This window comes from Lentibacillus saliphilus (genome assembly GCF_019093865.1).
GTDB lineage: Bacteria > Bacillota > Bacilli > Bacillales > Amphibacillaceae > Lentibacillus_B > Lentibacillus_B saliphilus.
This window is the reverse complement of the sequence record NZ_JABJXD010000002.1, coordinates 163,957-180,810: the sequence shown is the minus strand read 5'-3', so window position 1 is coordinate 180,810 and position 16,854 is coordinate 163,957. Positions and strand designations below refer to the sequence as shown.

At 41.3% G+C, this 16,854-nt stretch carries 17 protein-coding genes; all 17 read right to left on the bottom strand.

Annotated features, from left to right (window positions below):
- Positions 1-15 precede the first annotated feature (15 nt).
- The 17 genes from HPC67_RS05220 to fsa all read right to left on the bottom strand — a co-directional run bounded on the left by HPC67_RS05220 (position 16) and on the right by fsa (position 16,779).
- Positions 16-573, bottom strand: coding sequence for a TIGR01440 family protein (locus HPC67_RS05220; RefSeq protein ID WP_217586403.1), 558 nt, complete (start codon positions 571-573; stop codon positions 16-18).
- A 35-nt stretch (positions 574-608) separates the two neighbouring features.
- The gene (gene rpiB / locus HPC67_RS05215) at positions 609-1,049 is read right to left on the bottom strand and encodes a ribose 5-phosphate isomerase B (RefSeq protein WP_217586402.1); all 441 of its coding nucleotides are present in this window, start codon (positions 1,047-1,049) and stop codon (positions 609-611) included.
- Positions 1,050-1,097: 48 nt separating this feature from the next.
- Entirely contained in the window at positions 1,098-2,387 is a 1,290-nt protein-coding gene (locus HPC67_RS05210; protein WP_217586401.1) for a methyl-accepting chemotaxis protein, read from the bottom strand.
- A 25-nt stretch (positions 2,388-2,412) separates the two neighbouring features.
- Positions 2,413-3,033: a low molecular weight protein arginine phosphatase gene (locus HPC67_RS05205; protein WP_217586400.1), complete on the bottom strand. Its 621-nt coding sequence runs from the start codon at positions 3,031-3,033 to the stop codon at positions 2,413-2,415.
- Positions 3,034-3,398: 365 nt separating this feature from the next.
- Positions 3,399-3,953, bottom strand: a complete 555-nt coding sequence (locus HPC67_RS05200; RefSeq protein WP_343327811.1) for a manganese efflux pump MntP — start codon at positions 3,951-3,953, stop codon at positions 3,399-3,401.
- Positions 3,954-4,132: 179 nt separating this feature from the next.
- Positions 4,133-5,227: an L-threonylcarbamoyladenylate synthase gene (locus tag HPC67_RS05195; RefSeq protein WP_425514301.1), complete on the bottom strand. Its 1,095-nt coding sequence runs from the start codon at positions 5,225-5,227 to the stop codon at positions 4,133-4,135.
- A gap of 393 nt (positions 5,228-5,620) precedes the next feature.
- Positions 5,621-6,022 carry a GNAT family N-acetyltransferase gene (locus tag HPC67_RS05190; protein ID WP_217586399.1) on the bottom strand — a complete coding sequence of 134 codons (402 nt, stop codon included), beginning with the start codon at positions 6,020-6,022 and terminating at the stop codon, positions 5,621-5,623.
- 104 nt (positions 6,023-6,126) lie between these two features.
- Positions 6,127-6,774: a stage II sporulation protein R gene (gene spoIIR / locus HPC67_RS05185; RefSeq protein WP_217586398.1), complete on the bottom strand. Its 648-nt coding sequence runs from the start codon at positions 6,772-6,774 to the stop codon at positions 6,127-6,129.
- A 409-nt stretch (positions 6,775-7,183) separates the two neighbouring features.
- On the bottom strand, positions 7,184-8,050 hold the full coding sequence (gene prmC, locus HPC67_RS05180) for a peptide chain release factor N(5)-glutamine methyltransferase (RefSeq protein ID WP_343327810.1): 867 nt from the start codon (positions 8,048-8,050) through the stop codon (positions 7,184-7,186).
- A 2-nt stretch (positions 8,051-8,052) separates the two neighbouring features.
- Positions 8,053-9,123, bottom strand: a complete 1,071-nt coding sequence (prfA, locus tag HPC67_RS05175; RefSeq protein ID WP_217586396.1) for a peptide chain release factor 1 — start codon at positions 9,121-9,123, stop codon at positions 8,053-8,055.
- Between the two features lie 332 nt (positions 9,124-9,455).
- On the bottom strand, positions 9,456-10,373 hold the full coding sequence (locus HPC67_RS05170; RefSeq protein WP_217586395.1) for a DMT family transporter: 918 nt from the start codon (positions 10,371-10,373) through the stop codon (positions 9,456-9,458).
- Between the two features lie 257 nt (positions 10,374-10,630).
- Entirely contained in the window at positions 10,631-11,251 is a 621-nt protein-coding gene (locus tag HPC67_RS05165) for a thymidine kinase (RefSeq protein WP_217586394.1), read from the bottom strand.
- 453 nt (positions 11,252-11,704) lie between these two features.
- The gene (locus tag HPC67_RS05160) at positions 11,705-11,950 is read right to left on the bottom strand and encodes a type B 50S ribosomal protein L31 (RefSeq protein WP_217586393.1); all 246 of its coding nucleotides are present in this window, start codon (positions 11,948-11,950) and stop codon (positions 11,705-11,707) included.
- Positions 11,951-12,146: 196 nt separating this feature from the next.
- Positions 12,147-13,427, bottom strand: coding sequence for a transcription termination factor Rho (gene rho / locus HPC67_RS05155; RefSeq protein ID WP_217586392.1), 1,281 nt, complete (start codon positions 13,425-13,427; stop codon positions 12,147-12,149).
- A gap of 272 nt (positions 13,428-13,699) precedes the next feature.
- Positions 13,700-14,668 (bottom strand): class II fructose-bisphosphatase, encoded by a 969-nt coding sequence (glpX, locus tag HPC67_RS05150; protein WP_217586391.1) that lies wholly within the window; start codon positions 14,666-14,668, stop codon positions 13,700-13,702.
- A 103-nt stretch (positions 14,669-14,771) separates the two neighbouring features.
- Complete coding sequence (locus HPC67_RS05145) at positions 14,772-16,058, bottom strand: UDP-N-acetylglucosamine 1-carboxyvinyltransferase (RefSeq protein WP_217586390.1); 1,287 nt, start codon at positions 16,056-16,058, stop codon at positions 14,772-14,774.
- A gap of 79 nt (positions 16,059-16,137) precedes the next feature.
- The gene (fsa, locus tag HPC67_RS05140; RefSeq protein ID WP_217586389.1) at positions 16,138-16,779 is read right to left on the bottom strand and encodes a fructose-6-phosphate aldolase; all 642 of its coding nucleotides are present in this window, start codon (positions 16,777-16,779) and stop codon (positions 16,138-16,140) included.
- Between the last annotated feature and the right edge of the window lie 75 nt (positions 16,780-16,854).

Sequence of the window (16,854 nt, the reverse complement as noted above, 5' to 3'; positions counted from 1 at the left end):
ATTTGTAAAAAGATGTTACGTTGCTCTTCCGGGATATTGCGCACGTGAACCACCGATCAATGGAGGCCGTGTAAAGGCAAATGAAGCTCGAGCCTCTCCGACGGTATTTTGACCAAACCGCAATGGAACGGCAACATGCTTTAAATGCATGCCAATCAACGTTTCACCGATATCAATACCAGCATCTGCTGAAATTGATTCTACAAGAACTGGGTCGTTCATGTTTTGATAGGCGAATGTGGCCATTGATCCACCTGCTTCCGGAACTGGAACTGCTGTAACCTCAGTTAAATTTAACGCACGCATCGTCTCTCTTTCAACAACAAGTGCACGATTTAAATGTTCACAGCACTGAAACGCAAGTCTTACTTCTTTACGGAGAACGAGCTTGGATATAGACTGAAAAATGATCTTTGCGACGTCTTCACTTCCTGCTGTCCCGATAGATTTCCCAATCACTTCGCTCGTAGAACATCCTATGACACATACATCCTGATCAGTTAAATGGTCGCCATGTAACCAGTTTGTGACGATAACGTCAATGTCTTGTTCGACTTTATTTAGGAATTCCATCTGAATGTCCCCCTTTTATAGATAAAAGCTCCAAATTACTTGTTTTCATATGCATCAATTTTACCGACGCGATTTTGATGGCGTCCTCCTTCAAACTCGGTTTCAAGCCATACTTTGGTAATTTCTCTAGCAAGGCTTGGACCTATAACGCGTTCACCCATCGCTAAAACATTTGAGTTGTTGTGCTGACGTGTTGCTTTAGCACTAAATACATCATGTGTTAGTGCACAACGAATACCTTTGACTTTGTTCGCAGAAATAGACATGCCGATGCCCGTGCCACAAATAAAAATACCGCGATCAAACTCTCCAGATGCGACACGTTCAGCAGCCGGGAATGCATAATCTGGATAATCAACTGATGTACTGCAGTCACAGCCGGTATCCTCATAGGCAATATCCATTTCTTCAAGCAACTTAATCACTTCATTACGAATCGTAACGCCAGCGTGATCAGACGTTAAGATAACTTTCATAGCAATCCGCTCCTTTTGTTTTCGTCTATCATCATGATGGTCTTTATATTATACTTTAAACACACTAATTTGCTTATTCAATTTGTGAGCTTGTTGCTCAAGTTCATGGGCTAGTCTGTCAACCGTTTCAATTGTACTTGACTGTTCATGTACAGCAGCGTTTACTTCTTCTGCTCCTGCAGATGTTTCTTCAGCTACAGCAGCGACCTCCTGCGATTGCGATGCTGTCATTTGAATAGACTCTAATTGACGATCTAGCAAATCTGTAATAAGGTCGATGTCACTCGCAACCTCTTGTACCGAATCCGACATACTCTCGATCGTTTTATTTGTGCCTTCTCCATTTTCAACTTCTCGTTTAGCATACGATACATGATTGTTGATTTTGCCAACAACTTGATGCACATCCTGCTGTATGGCTAATATTAAATCAGATATGCGTTGAACTGCGCCGGCACTCTGATCAGCCAATTTTCGAATTTCCTCAGCAACTACAGCAAATCCCTTACCATGTTCCCCAGCTCTTGCAGCTTCAATTGAGGCATTTAAAGCAAGTAAGTTTGTTTGTTCGGCAATATCTCCAACCATTGTAATAATCGATTCTACCTGCTCGGCATTTTCTCTTAAATGATCAACATCTGCCAAAGATGCTTCTTGTTCATGTGCCAGCTTTTGAATCCCTTGCACCAACTCATTAACCACTTTCTTACTGTAATTAAGCGTTTGAAGCATCGCCTGAGACTTTTCTTTTGATTCATTTGCTTTTCTTTGAACATCTTCGGCCAAATCTGTTGTGTTCTCAACAGCAGCCACGGTTTGTTGTATTGCTTCAGAAGCGCTTTCTGCCCCTCTTGAAATATCATCAATCGAAGAACTAATTTGTTGTGAATGCTGTGAAACGGTACTCGAAGCGGTTTTAATTTGGACAACGGTTTCATTCGTATGCTCAAAATGGTTATCTATGTTATCAACCATAGTCCGTAAATTCGTCAACATTGCATCAAAAGCGATTCCTAACGATCGAATTTCATCGTCAGACTTGTGAATTTGAACAACTTGATTCAAATCGCCTTCTGCAGCTTGTGTTGCAACTTGCTCTAAGCTTTCTAGCGGTTTCGTAATAAAGCGTGCTGCCAAATAAGCCAATAAACCAGACCAAAATATTCCACCAGCTAACACTAAAAATGAGTAAACTTGAAATGAAATCTGCAAATATTCCGACACGTAATCATAGATGACGTACATAAAAACCGCACTCGTTGAATATGTAATAATTGCCAAGACCGTCGTAAATATCATTAATTTGAGGCGTAGCCCCGCCCGATATTTCTTCCTCATAAAAAGTCCCCCCACAATGTTTTTTCTATATATCTAAATTGTGATGTTTTAATTTTTCTACGAGTGCCGTAATGCACATATCAAGCTCATCAAGTGTCTTTTCATAGACAGCTTGACTGCCACCAAATGGATCGGAAATATCATAACTCATTAATGTCGTTTCAAGTTGTTTTATGCGTTCTAAATCGTCTTTAAAGCGGGCCTGCAATGCTTGATTAAGCTTGGTATAATCGAGCTCATGCTTATGATCGCGAACAAATATTGCGCGCTTTTCCTCAAGGTCGGCATATCGTTTACGCAATTCCGCCCATACTTCTTCATCGGACGTTGAAACGTATTCCTTAAGGGTATAAAAGATATCCTGGTATTCTGGATATTCAACAATTAACGTTTGCTTATGGCTCGTTGTCATGGTCAAAACGACATCTGCCCAATTTAGCAAGCTGGCATCGACCGGTTGGGTACGATGATTAAGCTCCATATTACGATTGGCCAAAGCTTGAAGAGCGAATGGGCTTGCTCGTTCATTTTCGCCAGCAAAAATGCCAGCTGATTGCACAGATGCTTCTGGGTATTTATCTTTAAGAAGCGCTTCTGCCATTGGACTGCGACACGTATTTCCAGTACATATAAACAGAATATTCATAGTGAGTCCTCCAGAGTATGATTCAATGCATCCGTTATACTATTTATAATATATCACAGTTGCTATATGCGTAACAGAAATATTAGGTTTACCAGTATATGTAACGCGCTTTTTCATTGTATGGATGCTATGAAATTTAACCATTAAAAATAGAACTTGAGACATAAGAGATTTCACCAAATAAAAAAACGAAGAATGCGACCGCTCCGGAAATATACTACGCTTTTCGGAGCTAAAGTTTAGCATTGTTCGTTCTTTGCGTTAAACTATAAGTTATGTACCAAGCTCAGTTAGACGCGTTTCATGTATATATACTGAGCACGGTTGGAATATGGAATTTGTGTTTCGAAACGAAAGCATGATAGTTATCCAAAAATGATATTTAAGCCAAATGCACATAAAATACTGCCACCAAGCATCTCACTATAGACACCCAAAACGCCACGGACCTTTCTCCCGAGAAGCAGCCCGATCATCGTGAGGAGCATGCTAAAAAAACCAAACATGGCTATTGCCATAGCGGTTTTGACGCCTGATATCCCAAGGCCAAGCCCGACAGAAAAACTATCAAGGCTCACACTAAAGGCAAGCGCTAGAAGTCCAAACCCAACGGGAGCAATCAAATTTGGCATTTCAGCATTAAATGCTGAAAAAAACATTTGTGCGCCAATGGCAACGAGCAAGAGTCCACCTGCAAGTGTCGCAATTGAATCTATTTTAGTCGATAGCATTTGTCCAGCGACAATGCCTAAAGCAGGCATTAAAATATGAAACAAACCGATCGTTAAGCTGATGAGTGCAACTCGTTTCAAGCGGAGACGTTGCATTCCAATTCCCAAACTAACCGAAAATGCATCCATGCCTAGTGCAACAGCCATAAATAATAACGAAACAAAATCTCCTACATCGTTTACCATCATCTTAAAGCCCCCTTGGACAAGCTAGTTCATTCTATGCATGTCCAAGACAGGATATGACGGGGAACATTTAAAAGGCGTGGTGATGTAAACGCCACTATGGCCATAAAAGAGCATATATGATATCAGGTATTAAAATGATGGCATTAAAGCGATTAACGACCAGCTTATTAATAAACCAGCTACTCTGTTGCGCTATTAATGACGCGTTGCGCTGCTTTACGGAGCCGATTCATAACAGCACCTCCGAGCCCTTCTTCAGAAAAGGTTTCACAGAGGATCAAATCAACGTCGCTTCTTTTAAAATCTCTTAGTCCGTCATATAAATGTGCAGCGACTTCTTGAATATTTGTCCCAAGTGGATAAACGCGATCCGCTTCAACCATTTGGACTGTTTCATCACAGGCCAACAACCCGACTTTTTTCCCCACTAAACGGGCCTCATTAATACTGTCTTGGATGGCTTTCACCGACCCTTCGACAAGCCAAAGCGGTACATCTGGCGCATAATGGGTATATTTCATACCAGGGGCTTTCGGTTTTGAATCAGACCGTAGCAATGCCGGATCAATCATAACATGACCAACTACAGCTTCAATTTGTTCACGCGTTACTGCGCCGGGCCGGAGTATAATCGGAATGTCTTCTGTGCAGTCCACGACCGTTGATTCTAAACCGATTCCTGTTGTGCCGCCGTCTAACAGACCGTCTATCCGACCATTTAGATCTGTCCAAACATGATCTGCAGCCGTTGGACTCGGTTTCCCTGACGTATTTGCACTTGGAGCGGCTATTGGAACATCACATGCTTGGAGCAGCTCATGGGCTATTGGATGTTCAGGGAGACGAACACCAATTGTTTGGAGTCCTGCCGTCACATTCGTCGCACAAGTCCCGTTACTTTTAAGCACAAACGTAATCGGCCCTGGAGCGAACGTGTCAATCATGAGTTGTGCTAAAGGCGTCAACGGCTCTACAAGGCGCATTAATTGTTCCTTTGTCGCAACGTGAGCAATGAGGGGATTATCAGCCGGGCGACCCTTCGCTTCAAAAATACGGTTAACTGCCGTTTCATTCGTCGCATCAGCACCGAGACCGTATACTGTCTCTGTCGGAAATGCAACCGTAAAGCCAGCTCGAAGCATTGTTGCTGCTTCTTGTATCATTTGTTTAGACATCGTCGTCGTGCTTAACTCTTTTGTTATATCGGTTTGATCATTTTCTTTATATGATTGTGGTTGAACTGGTGTCACAATCCATCTTTTTGTTTGCTTCATCTTGCTTCAGCCTTTCTAACTTAATGTGATACATATTCTATCTGTTAATCGCCAATACGCATTTAACTATTGTAAAAGGACACGTCACACATGTTTATTTATCCTTTAAAGTGACGCTTTATCGGGAAAATCAAGCTTCACTCATTATATACCAATCATTTCTCATATGAAAACGAACGATTTTTTTTACGCATTGAGAAGCAATTAGCACACAAAAAAACATGTGATTGTTCAAAAAAACAATCCACATGTGTCCACAGGAAAATATCCTTATACAACAATACTCTTTAAATAAAATATTAAACTTATGCACAAATGAATGGGTTTTTACACACTTTTTATACAGGATATCAACAGGTACCTGTGGATAATGTGTATAATTTTAAATGCAGACTATGAAACGTGATACGTCCACCAAATACCTGCTGTTGCTTCTTCAGAAGTAATTTGAGGTACCATATGGGAACGCTTAAAATGCAGCGCCTCTAGTAACGTATTAACTGTTGATTGGTGGCTATTCACATAAATGACTGCCGCGTCGTTTTGACGCGCTAACGTAATAGCTGTTTCCAACAACACTATGACCGCATAGGCTGCATCAGGTTTTAAGTAAAGATGCCTTAACCAATATTCTTGTGTGTCAATTGGATCGAGGACAAAGCAGCCAGCGATTTTTCCGGACATATTCACAACATATCCACATTCTATCAACAAGTCTTTATCCAATGCTTGATTTAAGTTTAATAACGTTTCAATTTTAGCCTCTTCTACTTCTTTAGCTCGTATAATTTCCATTGATTCCACCTTTTCTAGACGTACATCTCCGATTACACGCCCGTGCACCTGAAGATGGGTGCTTAATTGCACCTTTCTACTAATCTATGCTTAAGGGAGAGAATCTATGACAATCCGAGCCAATCAAATAGAAAAAATTTAATTTTAAAGCCACCTTCTTCATCGTCTTCTTCATCTGATGCATCGCTAATGTCTTCTGATTCTGCTGTTAAGTCTTCCTGTTGCTCGGCTTCATCATTCTCAGCAGTGCTCGTTCCATTGGAAAAATCGAGAAAACAAAGAGGTGGGAATAATACACACCACCAATTACTACCTTGACCATCTCCAAGTGTAATTAAAACCGCTTCATATTCACCAGCTGGATATAAGAAAGAGCCGTACAATTTAACCGGAAAGGTCACATTGCTGCCGTACTCAACTGTATGATCTTGATCAGATCCATTTTCAGCTAACACACGTTCAACTGTCTCTTTAATGACAGGAATTTTTGATTCAATCAACCTGCGAGCTGCATCAATATCTGTCATTTCCTCAACCCACTCCGTAATTTGTGCGTTCACAGCATCACGTATTTCATGCTTCAATTGTTGATCGGCATCCTGATCACTATTCGCCAGGATGCGAAGACGAATGGCATCATCAGGGATGACTTCATAATCATATGCTGAGGATGCATCCTGACTCACACCTGTATTCGGTAATGAAAAAATTAAAATAACAGTCATCATAACAATAAACATAAGCTTTTTCATCTCTCATCCCTCTTTTATCTTTGTGTTATCCACAGTATGGGCAGGAGAGAACGCTTTTAAACTATGAATCTCAATAATCTTGTTTATATCTCAAAAGACTTTCATTAATTGTGGATACTTTTATTTAAGATTGATAGATAGATGGCTGTTTCAAAGGTTCATTTTTTTAGTATTGAAGAGAATCAAATCAAACGGATAAACGTAAACACCTTATGCGGGCGTTTGGCGATTTATGCGTGCGAAGTGACGTTTATGGGGCGTTTTTTCAATATATGCGGCTGGATGAAGGGTTATGCGTTGCTTTTACATTTTATACGGCTGAATTGTGATTTATGCGTTTGGCTGAGTTAAGGCTTCTAACAAAAAACCCGTCGGAAGTGGACAAACGACGGTGTCACTTCCGTTGGGTTTATTGTTGACAAGCAAATATCATACGGTCCTTACCGTTAATATCTTTTACTGTATCAACACGAGCATGTGGATAAGCGTCTTTAAGCAAAGCTGTTACAGGAATCGCTTGATCGTGTCCAATTTCAAAAGCAAGGCTATGAACTGAGCTCAAATGGTGTTGTGCTTGGTCGATGATCATCTCATAAGCAGCGAGCCCATCATGATCAGCAAACAAGGCTAAGTGTGGATCAAAATGTTTCACCGTGTCAGCAAGTGATTGTTTTTCAGAATGAGCAATATACGGTGGGTTCGACACAATGATATCAGGATCAACGGATGCTGTAATAATTGGCTCCAAAAAATGGCCTTCGTGGAACATCACATCGGCACCAAGTTGTTCCGCATTAAGCTTGGCAACTTGGAGCGCTTCCTTCGAAATATCGGTTGCATGCACAATGGCATGTTTTAATTCCAAAGCAAGTGTAATCGCAATGATGCCACTCCCAGTCCCTACATCAATAATTGTCACTGGTTCGTTGACCACGTTTCGTTCAACGGATTGAATGACGTGCTGAACTAATTCTTCTGTTTCTGGACGAGGGATGAGCACATCCGAACTCACTGAAAAATCACGTCCATAGAAGTTCGCATATCCCATTAAATGCTGGACAGGAACACCCAATTCCGCATGGGCAATTACATCATCCCAAAAAGCTCGCACGATCTCTTCAGAAACGTCCTCACGCATCATCGTGTAAAATGCACTTCTAGACACACCAAGATGGTGGTTTAACAGAATTGTTGCCACAGCTTCTTCACGGTTATGCTGTTGTAAAAAAAGAGAAGCCCGTTGAAGGACTTCATATTGTTTATTTGAAGATGTCATCATTATTCACCAATTTGTTCAAGCTTTTTCGTTTGCTCTTCAAGGAGCAGCGCATCAATAACGTCGTCAAGCTTACCTTCTAAAATTTGGTCGAGCTTTTGAATCGTTAAGCCGATTCTATGATCTGTCACACGGTTTTGTGGGAAGTTATACGTACGAATACGCTCTGACCGGTCACCTGTACCGACGGCTGATTTCCGCGTTTCATCGTATTCTGCCTGTGCCTCCCGTTGATACATATCATAAATTCTTGCCCGGAGCACCTTCATTGCTTTTTCTTTGTTTTTAATTTGTGATTTTTCGTCTTGAATCGAAACGACAACACCTGTTGGCTCGTGTGTAAGTCGAACGGCGGACATTGTCGTGTTAACGCTCTGTCCCCCCGGACCACTAGATGCAAATGTGTCGACACGAATATCTTTTTCATGAATATCGACTTCAACATCTTCCGTCTCCGGTAATACAGCAACAGTCGCGGTTGATGTATGAATTCGACCACCTGATTCTGTCTCAGGAACGCGCTGTACACGGTGCGCACCATTTTCATACTTCAACTGAGAATACGCGCCTTTACCGTTAATCATAAAGATGATTTCTTTGTAGCCGCCGACACCAGTCGAATGGGTTTCTAGTACATCGATCTTCCAACGACGATTCTCAGCATAGCGGCTGTACATACGATATAAGTCACCTGCAAATAAAGCGGCTTCATCGCCACCCGCAGCACCACGAATTTCCATAATAACGTTCTTATCGTCATTTGGATCTTTTGGAAGCAGCAACAGCTTCATTTGTTCTTCAAGCTCTACCTGCCTCTTTGAAAGCTCAGAAATTTCCTCTTTTACCATGTCTACCATGTCATCATCGAGCGTATCTTCAAGCATCACTTTTGCATCTTTAAGCTCAGACGTCACATCTTTATATTCACTATACGCCTGGACCACATCTTCTAGGTCAGACTGTTCCTTTGAATATTCCCGTAGTTTAGTCGTGTCGCTGATGACCTCAGGATCACTTAGTAATTCATTTAATTTATGATAACGATCTTGCAATGATTGTAAACGGTCAAGCATCACTGTCACCTCTTTTTGTTTAACAGTCTAATTATAGTATAACCATGTATCAAGGTCAAAATGTTTATGTGTATTTATAAATAGACGCACATGCTGAGTTGCCTGGAACGGAAGACGGCGCCTCCAGCGGGAACAGCACGTGTCCGAAGACCCCGCAGAGGTTAAAAGGAAGGAATGCTAAGGTCGCAACGTCCTGTTGCAACGCCTTCATGACCAACATCGTGTTGGCCCGAGGCTAAGGCCGTGCCCGTGGAAAGCGTCCGCCTGCAGTGAAAGATAACGACGTTAAGACGTACTTCATTCAAACATATCGCCAAGCAATAACCAATTAATTAGCCAAATAGCACAATAAATACCGCTCCCGATATAATGAGTGCTATTGTCAGCCACGTCTGTACTGTCATCTTCTCCTGACCTTTTAGAAACAAAGCACTAATGAAGACAGTTAAGAGCGGTTCAGTTGCAGCGATCACACTGACATAAGATACCTGCATATATTGAACAGCTAAAAAAAACGATAACGGCCCAAGGCTTGTCAAAACACCCGCAATTACATAATAGCGATTAAATATTCGGATACTCTGATCGATCACCGTTTTCACGCTCTGCCGTCTACTTTGTAATATGATAACGAAAAGCAATGATGTAATCGACCCGATCCATGCACCTAAAAACGCATCATCTGTTTCTAATAAACCAAGCTTCCTAAATCCTTGCCCAACACCAAAAATAAAAGCAGAAATTAGTGCAAGTCCAAACCCTAATCCATATGAAGAATTTCCCTCATGACGGAGACCAGCGTGCCGATCATAATGAAACGAACGATACCCTTCAAACAAAATTGCCCAGAGAATAAGCATCATCCCAATCCCTGGCCAAAATGAAATGACTTCACCTAAGAAAAGCAATGCAAATATCGCAGTAAATATAGGTGTCGTATTACGTATTGCCGACGCTTTAGACGGACCTATATAAGAAATACTTGCGAACAATGTCATCCGTCCTATCCCCGAGGTGCACACCCCAGCAACCATAAAAAACAAGACACCTTCTTTTGAAAAATACAACGCCTCACCTTTTATCTCCCAAACGATCATGAGAATGACTCCAAGGATGATCACATTCATCAACACGGTGATCAGCAGACCATTGTCACTTCGCTCATTGTTGCTCTTTGCGATCCCTTTTTTGATCATAATATTATTTAATGAGAACATTAATGCCGATGAAATAGCCAAAACGACACCCATGATATTTCCCCTCCCCTGTACAATATGTTCATCTACAGCATAATGACCATTGATTAAGTAAATTTCATAAAAGAATGAAGGGAATAGAATTTATCGGTTGTCTCTCACCTGAAGTGCGTTCATATTATCGTATTAACAATTAAAAAACAGCCAAAGCCTCCACATTAACGGGAATCATTTGGCTGTCTCATATTATGAAATGGTGCTGCTATTGTCTAGGTGAAACGTCAATAATAAGTAATGTTAGTGCTTTGATATTAGTTTGATTGGTTTGTTGCCTTGAGCAGAAGAGGGTGTGCTGGCTTATTGGGTACGTCATGATGATGACGACATCTCGGTTCATAGCTTTCCGATGCACCAACGAGAATGATTGGATCGCTATAAGAAGCCGGCTTATCATTAATGAGTCGCTGTGTACGACTTGCAGGAGATCCACACACCGTACAAATTGCATTAAGCTTTGTTGTTGATTCACTCATCGCCATGAGTCGCGGCATAATACCAAATGGTTCACCACGAAAATCTGTATCCAAACCGGCAATAATGACACGAATTCCCGAATCAGCTAATTTTTCAGCAATAGCCTCTATTGCATCATCAAAAAATTGTGCTTCATCAATACCGACAACATCAACATGTTCATCGACAAATTCAAGTATATCCATCGCTTTTTGCACAGGACGTGCAATCGTTGACGTGCCGTTATGAGAAACGACGGCATCATTTTTATATCTATTGTCAATGGCAGGTTTAAAAACACGCACTGTTAAATGACCATATGTTGCACGACGCACTCTACGAATTAATTCTTCGGATTTACCAGAAAACATGCTGCCACTAATGACTTCTACCCAGCCGGGTTGCTTCATTTCATACATTTACAGGTGGCTCCCTTCAAGACAGTTCTAATTTAAAACTTATATAAGATCGAGGAGAATAAACATAAGAAGTTAAATGGATGCTAATTCAAGAATTGAGACACATCTTTATGTTAAGCGATCCAATTCGTTATCACACCGAATCGCCATAAACTTTTGAGTGAACGACCTATTTTAACATCAGTTTTTGATGTAAACGCGTTCATATGTATTCTTTTTCAGATTACATATTATCAATAAAAATAGCGTTACGCTCTGCCATTGGACCTATTATCCATGGCGTGGGCAATAGAAAACGTCGAACAAACATACATAAGACAAACTAAAAACAGGCAAGTAAAGCGTGTTTGCCTGTTTTTAAGAAGGACAGTCAAGCATAGCTTCATGTATTCACATATAGCTCCTACTTAACAGCCGAATTGTCTAAATGACAAATTAATAATCGCAGCACTATTATTTCATGCCGTATTTCTTCTTGAAGCGATCCACACGTCCGCCCACTTTGTCAGCTTTTTGCTTACCAGTGTAGAATGGGTGAGAATCAGAGCTGATTTCCACACGAATCAATGGGTATGAGTTACCATCTTCCCATTCGATCGTTTCATCAGATGCGAGCGTTGAGCCACTCATAAATTTAAAGTCTGAGCTCGTATCAAGAAATACAACTTTTCGATATTCTGGATGAATGTCTTTTTTCATGTCTTTCCACTCCTTTTTGCCCTGAGTCCTTTGGAAACAGAGTTTATTATAAGAGCCGTCAAAGGTATAAATACCTATCTAAACTCACATAAAAAGATTATATCAGTCTGACGAATCGATTGCAACAGGGGAACCGTATTCAGATTTTTCATTCCGAACAGAGCCATATAATGATGCAATGAAGCTCGGTGCGCGTTTAGCTACGCGTCCCCCGTCGTTTCATTTCATCCTCCATCATTTGGAAAAATTCCTCATTGCTCTTAGAAGATCTTAGTCTTCTCAAGAAGCGTTCGATAAAGTCTGGTGTATCCTGCATCGTCTTACGAATCGCCCACATTTTATCAAGATGGCTTTTCGGCACGAGCAATTCTTCTTTTCGCGTACCCGAACGCTTAATATCAATCGCCGGGAAGATTCTTCGTTCAGCCAAGCTGCGATCAAGATGTAGCTCCATATTCCCCGTACCCTTGAATTCTTCATAAATCACATCATCCATGCGTGATCCAGTATCAATTAAAGCCGTAGCTAAAATTGTGAAGCTACCACCTTCTTCAATATTACGCGCCGCACCGAAGAAGCGTTTTGGGCGATGAAAGGCTGCAGGGTCAATACCACCCGATAATGTTCGGCCGCTCGGTGGAATAACAAGATTGTAGGCACGAGCTAAGCGGGTAATGCTGTCCATAAGAACGATAACATCTTTCTTATGCTCAACGAGACGCATTGCGCGCTCAAGAACGAGCTCGGATACCTTAATGTGACTCTCAGGTACTTCGTCAAATGTTGAAGATACAACGTCAACACCTGGATGAACTGACCGCTCAATGTCTGTTACTTCTTCGGGACGTTCATCAACGAGCAAAATAATCAACTTAGCATCTGGATGATTTTCTGAAATACTGTTGGCAATTTCTTTAATCAAGACGGTTTTACCTGCTTTAGGTGGCGCAACAATAAGGCCACGCTGGCCAAAACCAACTGGTGTCATGAGGTCAATAATTCGTGTCGATAAACTTCTAGACGCGCGTTCTAAATTCATAAAACGATCTGGATACAGCGGTGTCAAGGCAGGAAAATGCACCCGTTCCTTGGCAGCTTCTGGATCATCACCATTGACAGCGTCCACATGCAACAAACCATAATACCGTTCGTTTTCTTTCGGAGGACGTACTTTACCAGACACTTTATCACCATTACGCAGATCAAATCGTCTAATTTGCGATGCAGATATGTAAATATCCTCTGCACTTGGAGAGTAATTGATCGGTCTGAGGAATCCAAAACCTTCAGAAGGAATAATTTCTAATACACCATCCATGAATAAAAAGCCGTCTTTTTCGGCTTGTCCTTTCAAAATTGAAAAAATTAATTCCCTTTTTGTTAGTTTTGCATAATAGGAGACTTTGTATTCTTTCGCCAGCGCATAAAGTTCTTTTAACGTCAGCGACTCCAATTTAGATATCGTTAATGCAGTCATTCTATCACCATGCCTATTCATTTTTGTAGAATCAATATTCAAGAGTTCAATATGCTTTGGTTGGTATTGCTGGCCAAAAGATGGGGACTCACCATGTTATAGGTAATATGAAGAGTAATCGGAAGCTAGAATAAAAGTTTTGGTTTTTATATCCGTAATTATTATATCCAATCTCTCTCTATACTAAACGGCTGTTTATATTCACCAAAGTAGATGTTTAAGAATTTGAGAAGGAAGTTAAACTTAACTCCCTTCTCGAAGATTATGGAAGGTTATAACTCCATAACGAGATTTGGTTTTTTCTGTAGACTGTGCTCACCGTCAATAAAACGGACGGTGCCACTCTTAGCGCGCATAACGACGGTTTGTGTTGTCGCTTTGGAGCCCTTAAATTGAACACCTTTCAACAATTCCCCGTCAGTAACGCCAGTTGCAGCAAAAATTGCATCATCGCCTTTACAAAAATCATTCATATAGAAAACTTTGTTTAGATCTTTAATACCCATTTTTTCACAACGAATACGCTCGTCATCATTTGACGGTACTAATTTCCCTTGGATTTCACCACCGAGACATTTTAACGCAACGGCTGCGAGAACACCTTCAGGAGCACCACCTATGCCAAACAAAATGTCGACACCTGTATCATCAAAGGCTGTGTTAATTGCAGCGGCGACATCTCCATCTGGTATCAGCTTTATACGAGCGCCTGCTTTTCGAATCTCTTGAACCAATTTCGTGTGACGCGGGCGATCCAGAACTATGGCGACAAGGTCTTCTATTTGTTTGTTTTTTGCTTCGGCTACTGCTTTTAAATTATCATATGTTGAAGCATTAATATCAATTTTTCCGACTGCCTGTGGTCCAACGGCAATTTTTTTCATATACATATCAGGTGCGTGCAATAATGTTTTTTCGTCAGCAATTGCAATGACAGCCAACGCATTCCATGTCCCTTGTGCAACGATACTAGTGCCTTCAAGAGGGTCAACTGCAACATCCACACCAGGACCATTGCCTGCACCTAGCTTTTCACCGATGTATAGCATTGGGGCTTCGTCCATTTCACCTTCACCAATAACGACCGTTCCTCGCATTGGTATCGTATCGAATACTTTACGCATGGCTGACGTCGCTGCATCATCTGCTTCTTCCTTTTTTCCACGACCCATCCAGCGTGCAGACGAAAGTGCTGCCGCTTCAGTCACACGCACCAATTCCATCGTCAAGCTTCTTTCCATAATAGACCTCTCCCTTTTCAACAAATATATCCTCATCCCAAGAAGATTTTATGTCAAAAAGTGGAGGGCAACACATTTACATTCACGTTAGGCGCTTTCATCGTTATGAATTTTGTAGTTGCTCAATTTCTTCATGTGTCATTTCTTCACGCCAAACATTGGCTCCCAAATTGGTCAATTTCTCAATGAGATTCTCATAGCCACGATCAATATGCTCAAGACCAGTTATTTCTGTAATACCACCAGCCATGAGACCTGCAATGACCAATGCGGCACCTGCACGCAAATCACTTGCACTCACACGTGCACCTTCAAGCTGAACAGGTCCGGACACAATGACTGAACCACCTTCAACTTTTATTATAGCATTCATGCGCCTCAGTTCGTCAATATGTTTTAATCTTGCTGCATATATTGTGTCGATAATGACACCTGTATCATCCGCTTTTGTAAGCAAAGATGTAAACGGCTGTTGAAGATCGGTTGGAAAACCAGGGTAAACAAGCGTCTTAATATCTACGCTTTTCAGTGGTTGAGCTGGCTTGATGCGCAAATGCTCATCACCGACTTCAATGGAAACGCCCATTTCTCTTAATTTGGCCAATAACGATTCTAGGTGTTCGGGGATTACATTGTCAATCGTGACATCTTCACCAGCTGCTGCTGCAGCGATGACATATGTACCCGCTTCAATTCTATCTGGAATAATCGTATGTCTGCAACCATTTAACTGATCTACACCTTCGATTCGGATGACATCTGTCCCAGCGCCTTTTATTTTCGCACCCATGTTTGTGAGTAATGTGACGACATCAATAATTTCAGGCTCTTTTGCTGCGTTTTCAATGATCGTCTGACCTTTTGCCCTTACAGCAGCAAGCATAATATTAATTGTGGCACCAACACTAACAACATCTAAATAAATCCGAGCGCCAGTTAATTCATCAGCACGTAAATAAATCGCACCATGTTCATTCGTCACTTGCGCACCGAGGGCTTCAAATCCTTTAATATGCTGATCGATTGGACGCGGCCCCAAATGACAACCACCTGGTAACCCAATGACTGCTTTTTTAAATTTACCAAGCATGGCACCCATAAAATAATATGAGGCCCGGAGTTTTTTAACCTGACCATTTGGCAAAGGCATTGATACCATGTTTGAAGGATCAATATGAGCGGTTTGTCCATCCCAGTCGACTGTTCCACCGATTTCCTCCAATAGCTCACCCAACGTGTAGACGTCGGAAATATCCGGCAGCCCTTCGATGACAACGTCGGAGTCAGCCAAAATCGCAGCTGGTAAGAGTGCGACTGCACTATTTTTAGCCCCACCAATACGGACTTTTCCTTTTAATGTTCGACCGCCTTCAATTAACATTTTTTGCAATTGGAATACCCCACTTCACCTTAAAATCACACATTCAATTTATTTATTAGTTTGCATGTTTTTTCCAAAAATATGCTTGTTATTTTTGGCTGTTCCAATCTGCAAGGAACTTTTCAATACCTTGATCGGTTAATGGATGTTTAACAAGCTGACTAAGAACATTAAACGGTATTGTTGCAATATGCGCACCATTAACAGCTGCGTCGATAACGTGTAATGGATGGCGAATCGATGCTGCAATAATTTCCGTTGATATGTTGTGGCGATCAAATATAGAGGCGATCGTTGCAATGAGTTCCATTCCGTCATGGCCAATGTCGTCAAGACGACCAAGAAATGGTGAGACGTATGTTGCGCCCGCTCTCGCAGCTAGCAATGCTTGATTCGCATTAAAGATCAACGTCACATTCGTTTTAATATTGAGATCACTAAATGCTTTTACTGCCTTTAACCCTTCAAGCGTCATTGGAACTTTGATCGTGATGTTCGGTGCAATGGCGGCTAGTTCTTTACCTTCTGCAATCATACCTTCTGCATCTTCAGCAATGACCTCTGCACTAACAGAACCAGATACCTCTGCAGTAATTTCTCTAAGACGATCATGGAAGGAGACACCTTCTTTTGCAACGAGACTTGGATTTGTCGTCACACCAGCTAAAATACCTAATGCATTTGCTTCTTTAATATCGGCAATATTCGCCGAGTCAATGAAAAATTTCATACGTTAAAACGTCCTTTCTTGAGTTGGGATTATACATTGAAAAGGAACGAAAGCAGACATATATCCGCTTTCGTT

Excerpts from the sequence above, each read along its gene's own strand:
- HPC67_RS05220 (WP_217586403.1), bottom strand. The coding sequence starts at position 573 with ATGGAATTCCTAAATAAAGTCGAACAAGACATTGACGTTATCGTCACA.
- HPC67_RS05205 (WP_217586400.1), bottom strand. The coding sequence starts at position 3,033 with ATGAATATTCTGTTTATATGTACTGGAAATACGTGTCGCAGTCCAATG.
- HPC67_RS05160 (WP_217586393.1), bottom strand. The coding sequence starts at position 11,950 with ATGAAAAAAGACATTCATCCAGAATATCGAAAAGTTGTATTTCTTGAT.
- glpX (WP_217586391.1), bottom strand. The coding sequence starts at position 14,668 with ATGGAAAGAAGCTTGACGATGGAATTGGTGCGTGTGACTGAAGCGGCA.
- HPC67_RS05195 (WP_425514301.1), bottom strand. The coding sequence starts at position 5,227 with ATGAAGCAAACAAAAAGATGGATTGTGACACCAGTTCAACCACAATCA.
- fsa (WP_217586389.1), bottom strand. The coding sequence starts at position 16,779 with ATGAAATTTTTCATTGACTCGGCGAATATTGCCGATATTAAAGAAGCA.
- HPC67_RS05165 (WP_217586394.1), bottom strand. The coding sequence starts at position 11,251 with ATGTATGAAATGAAGCAACCCGGCTGGGTAGAAGTCATTAGTGGCAGC.
- HPC67_RS05190 (WP_217586399.1), bottom strand. The coding sequence starts at position 6,022 with ATGGAAATTATACGAGCTAAAGAAGTAGAAGAGGCTAAAATTGAAACG.
- prfA (WP_217586396.1), bottom strand. The coding sequence starts at position 9,123 with ATGCTTGACCGTTTACAATCATTGCAAGATCGTTATCATAAATTAAAT.
- rpiB (WP_217586402.1), bottom strand. The coding sequence starts at position 1,049 with ATGAAAGTTATCTTAACGTCTGATCACGCTGGCGTTACGATTCGTAAT.
- HPC67_RS05210 (WP_217586401.1), bottom strand. The coding sequence starts at position 2,387 with ATGAGGAAGAAATATCGGGCGGGGCTACGCCTCAAATTAATGATATTT.
- spoIIR (WP_217586398.1), bottom strand. The coding sequence starts at position 6,774 with ATGAAAAAGCTTATGTTTATTGTTATGATGACTGTTATTTTAATTTTT.
- HPC67_RS05170 (WP_217586395.1), bottom strand. The coding sequence starts at position 10,373 with ATGGGTGTCGTTTTGGCTATTTCATCGGCATTAATGTTCTCATTAAAT.
- HPC67_RS05200 (WP_343327811.1), bottom strand. The coding sequence starts at position 3,953 with ATGATGGTAAACGATGTAGGAGATTTTGTTTCGTTATTATTTATGGCT.
- prmC (WP_343327810.1), bottom strand. The coding sequence starts at position 8,050 with ATGACATCTTCAAATAAACAATATGAAGTCCTTCAACGGGCTTCTCTT.
- rho (WP_217586392.1), bottom strand. The coding sequence starts at position 13,427 with ATGACTGCATTAACGATATCTAAATTGGAGTCGCTGACGTTAAAAGAA.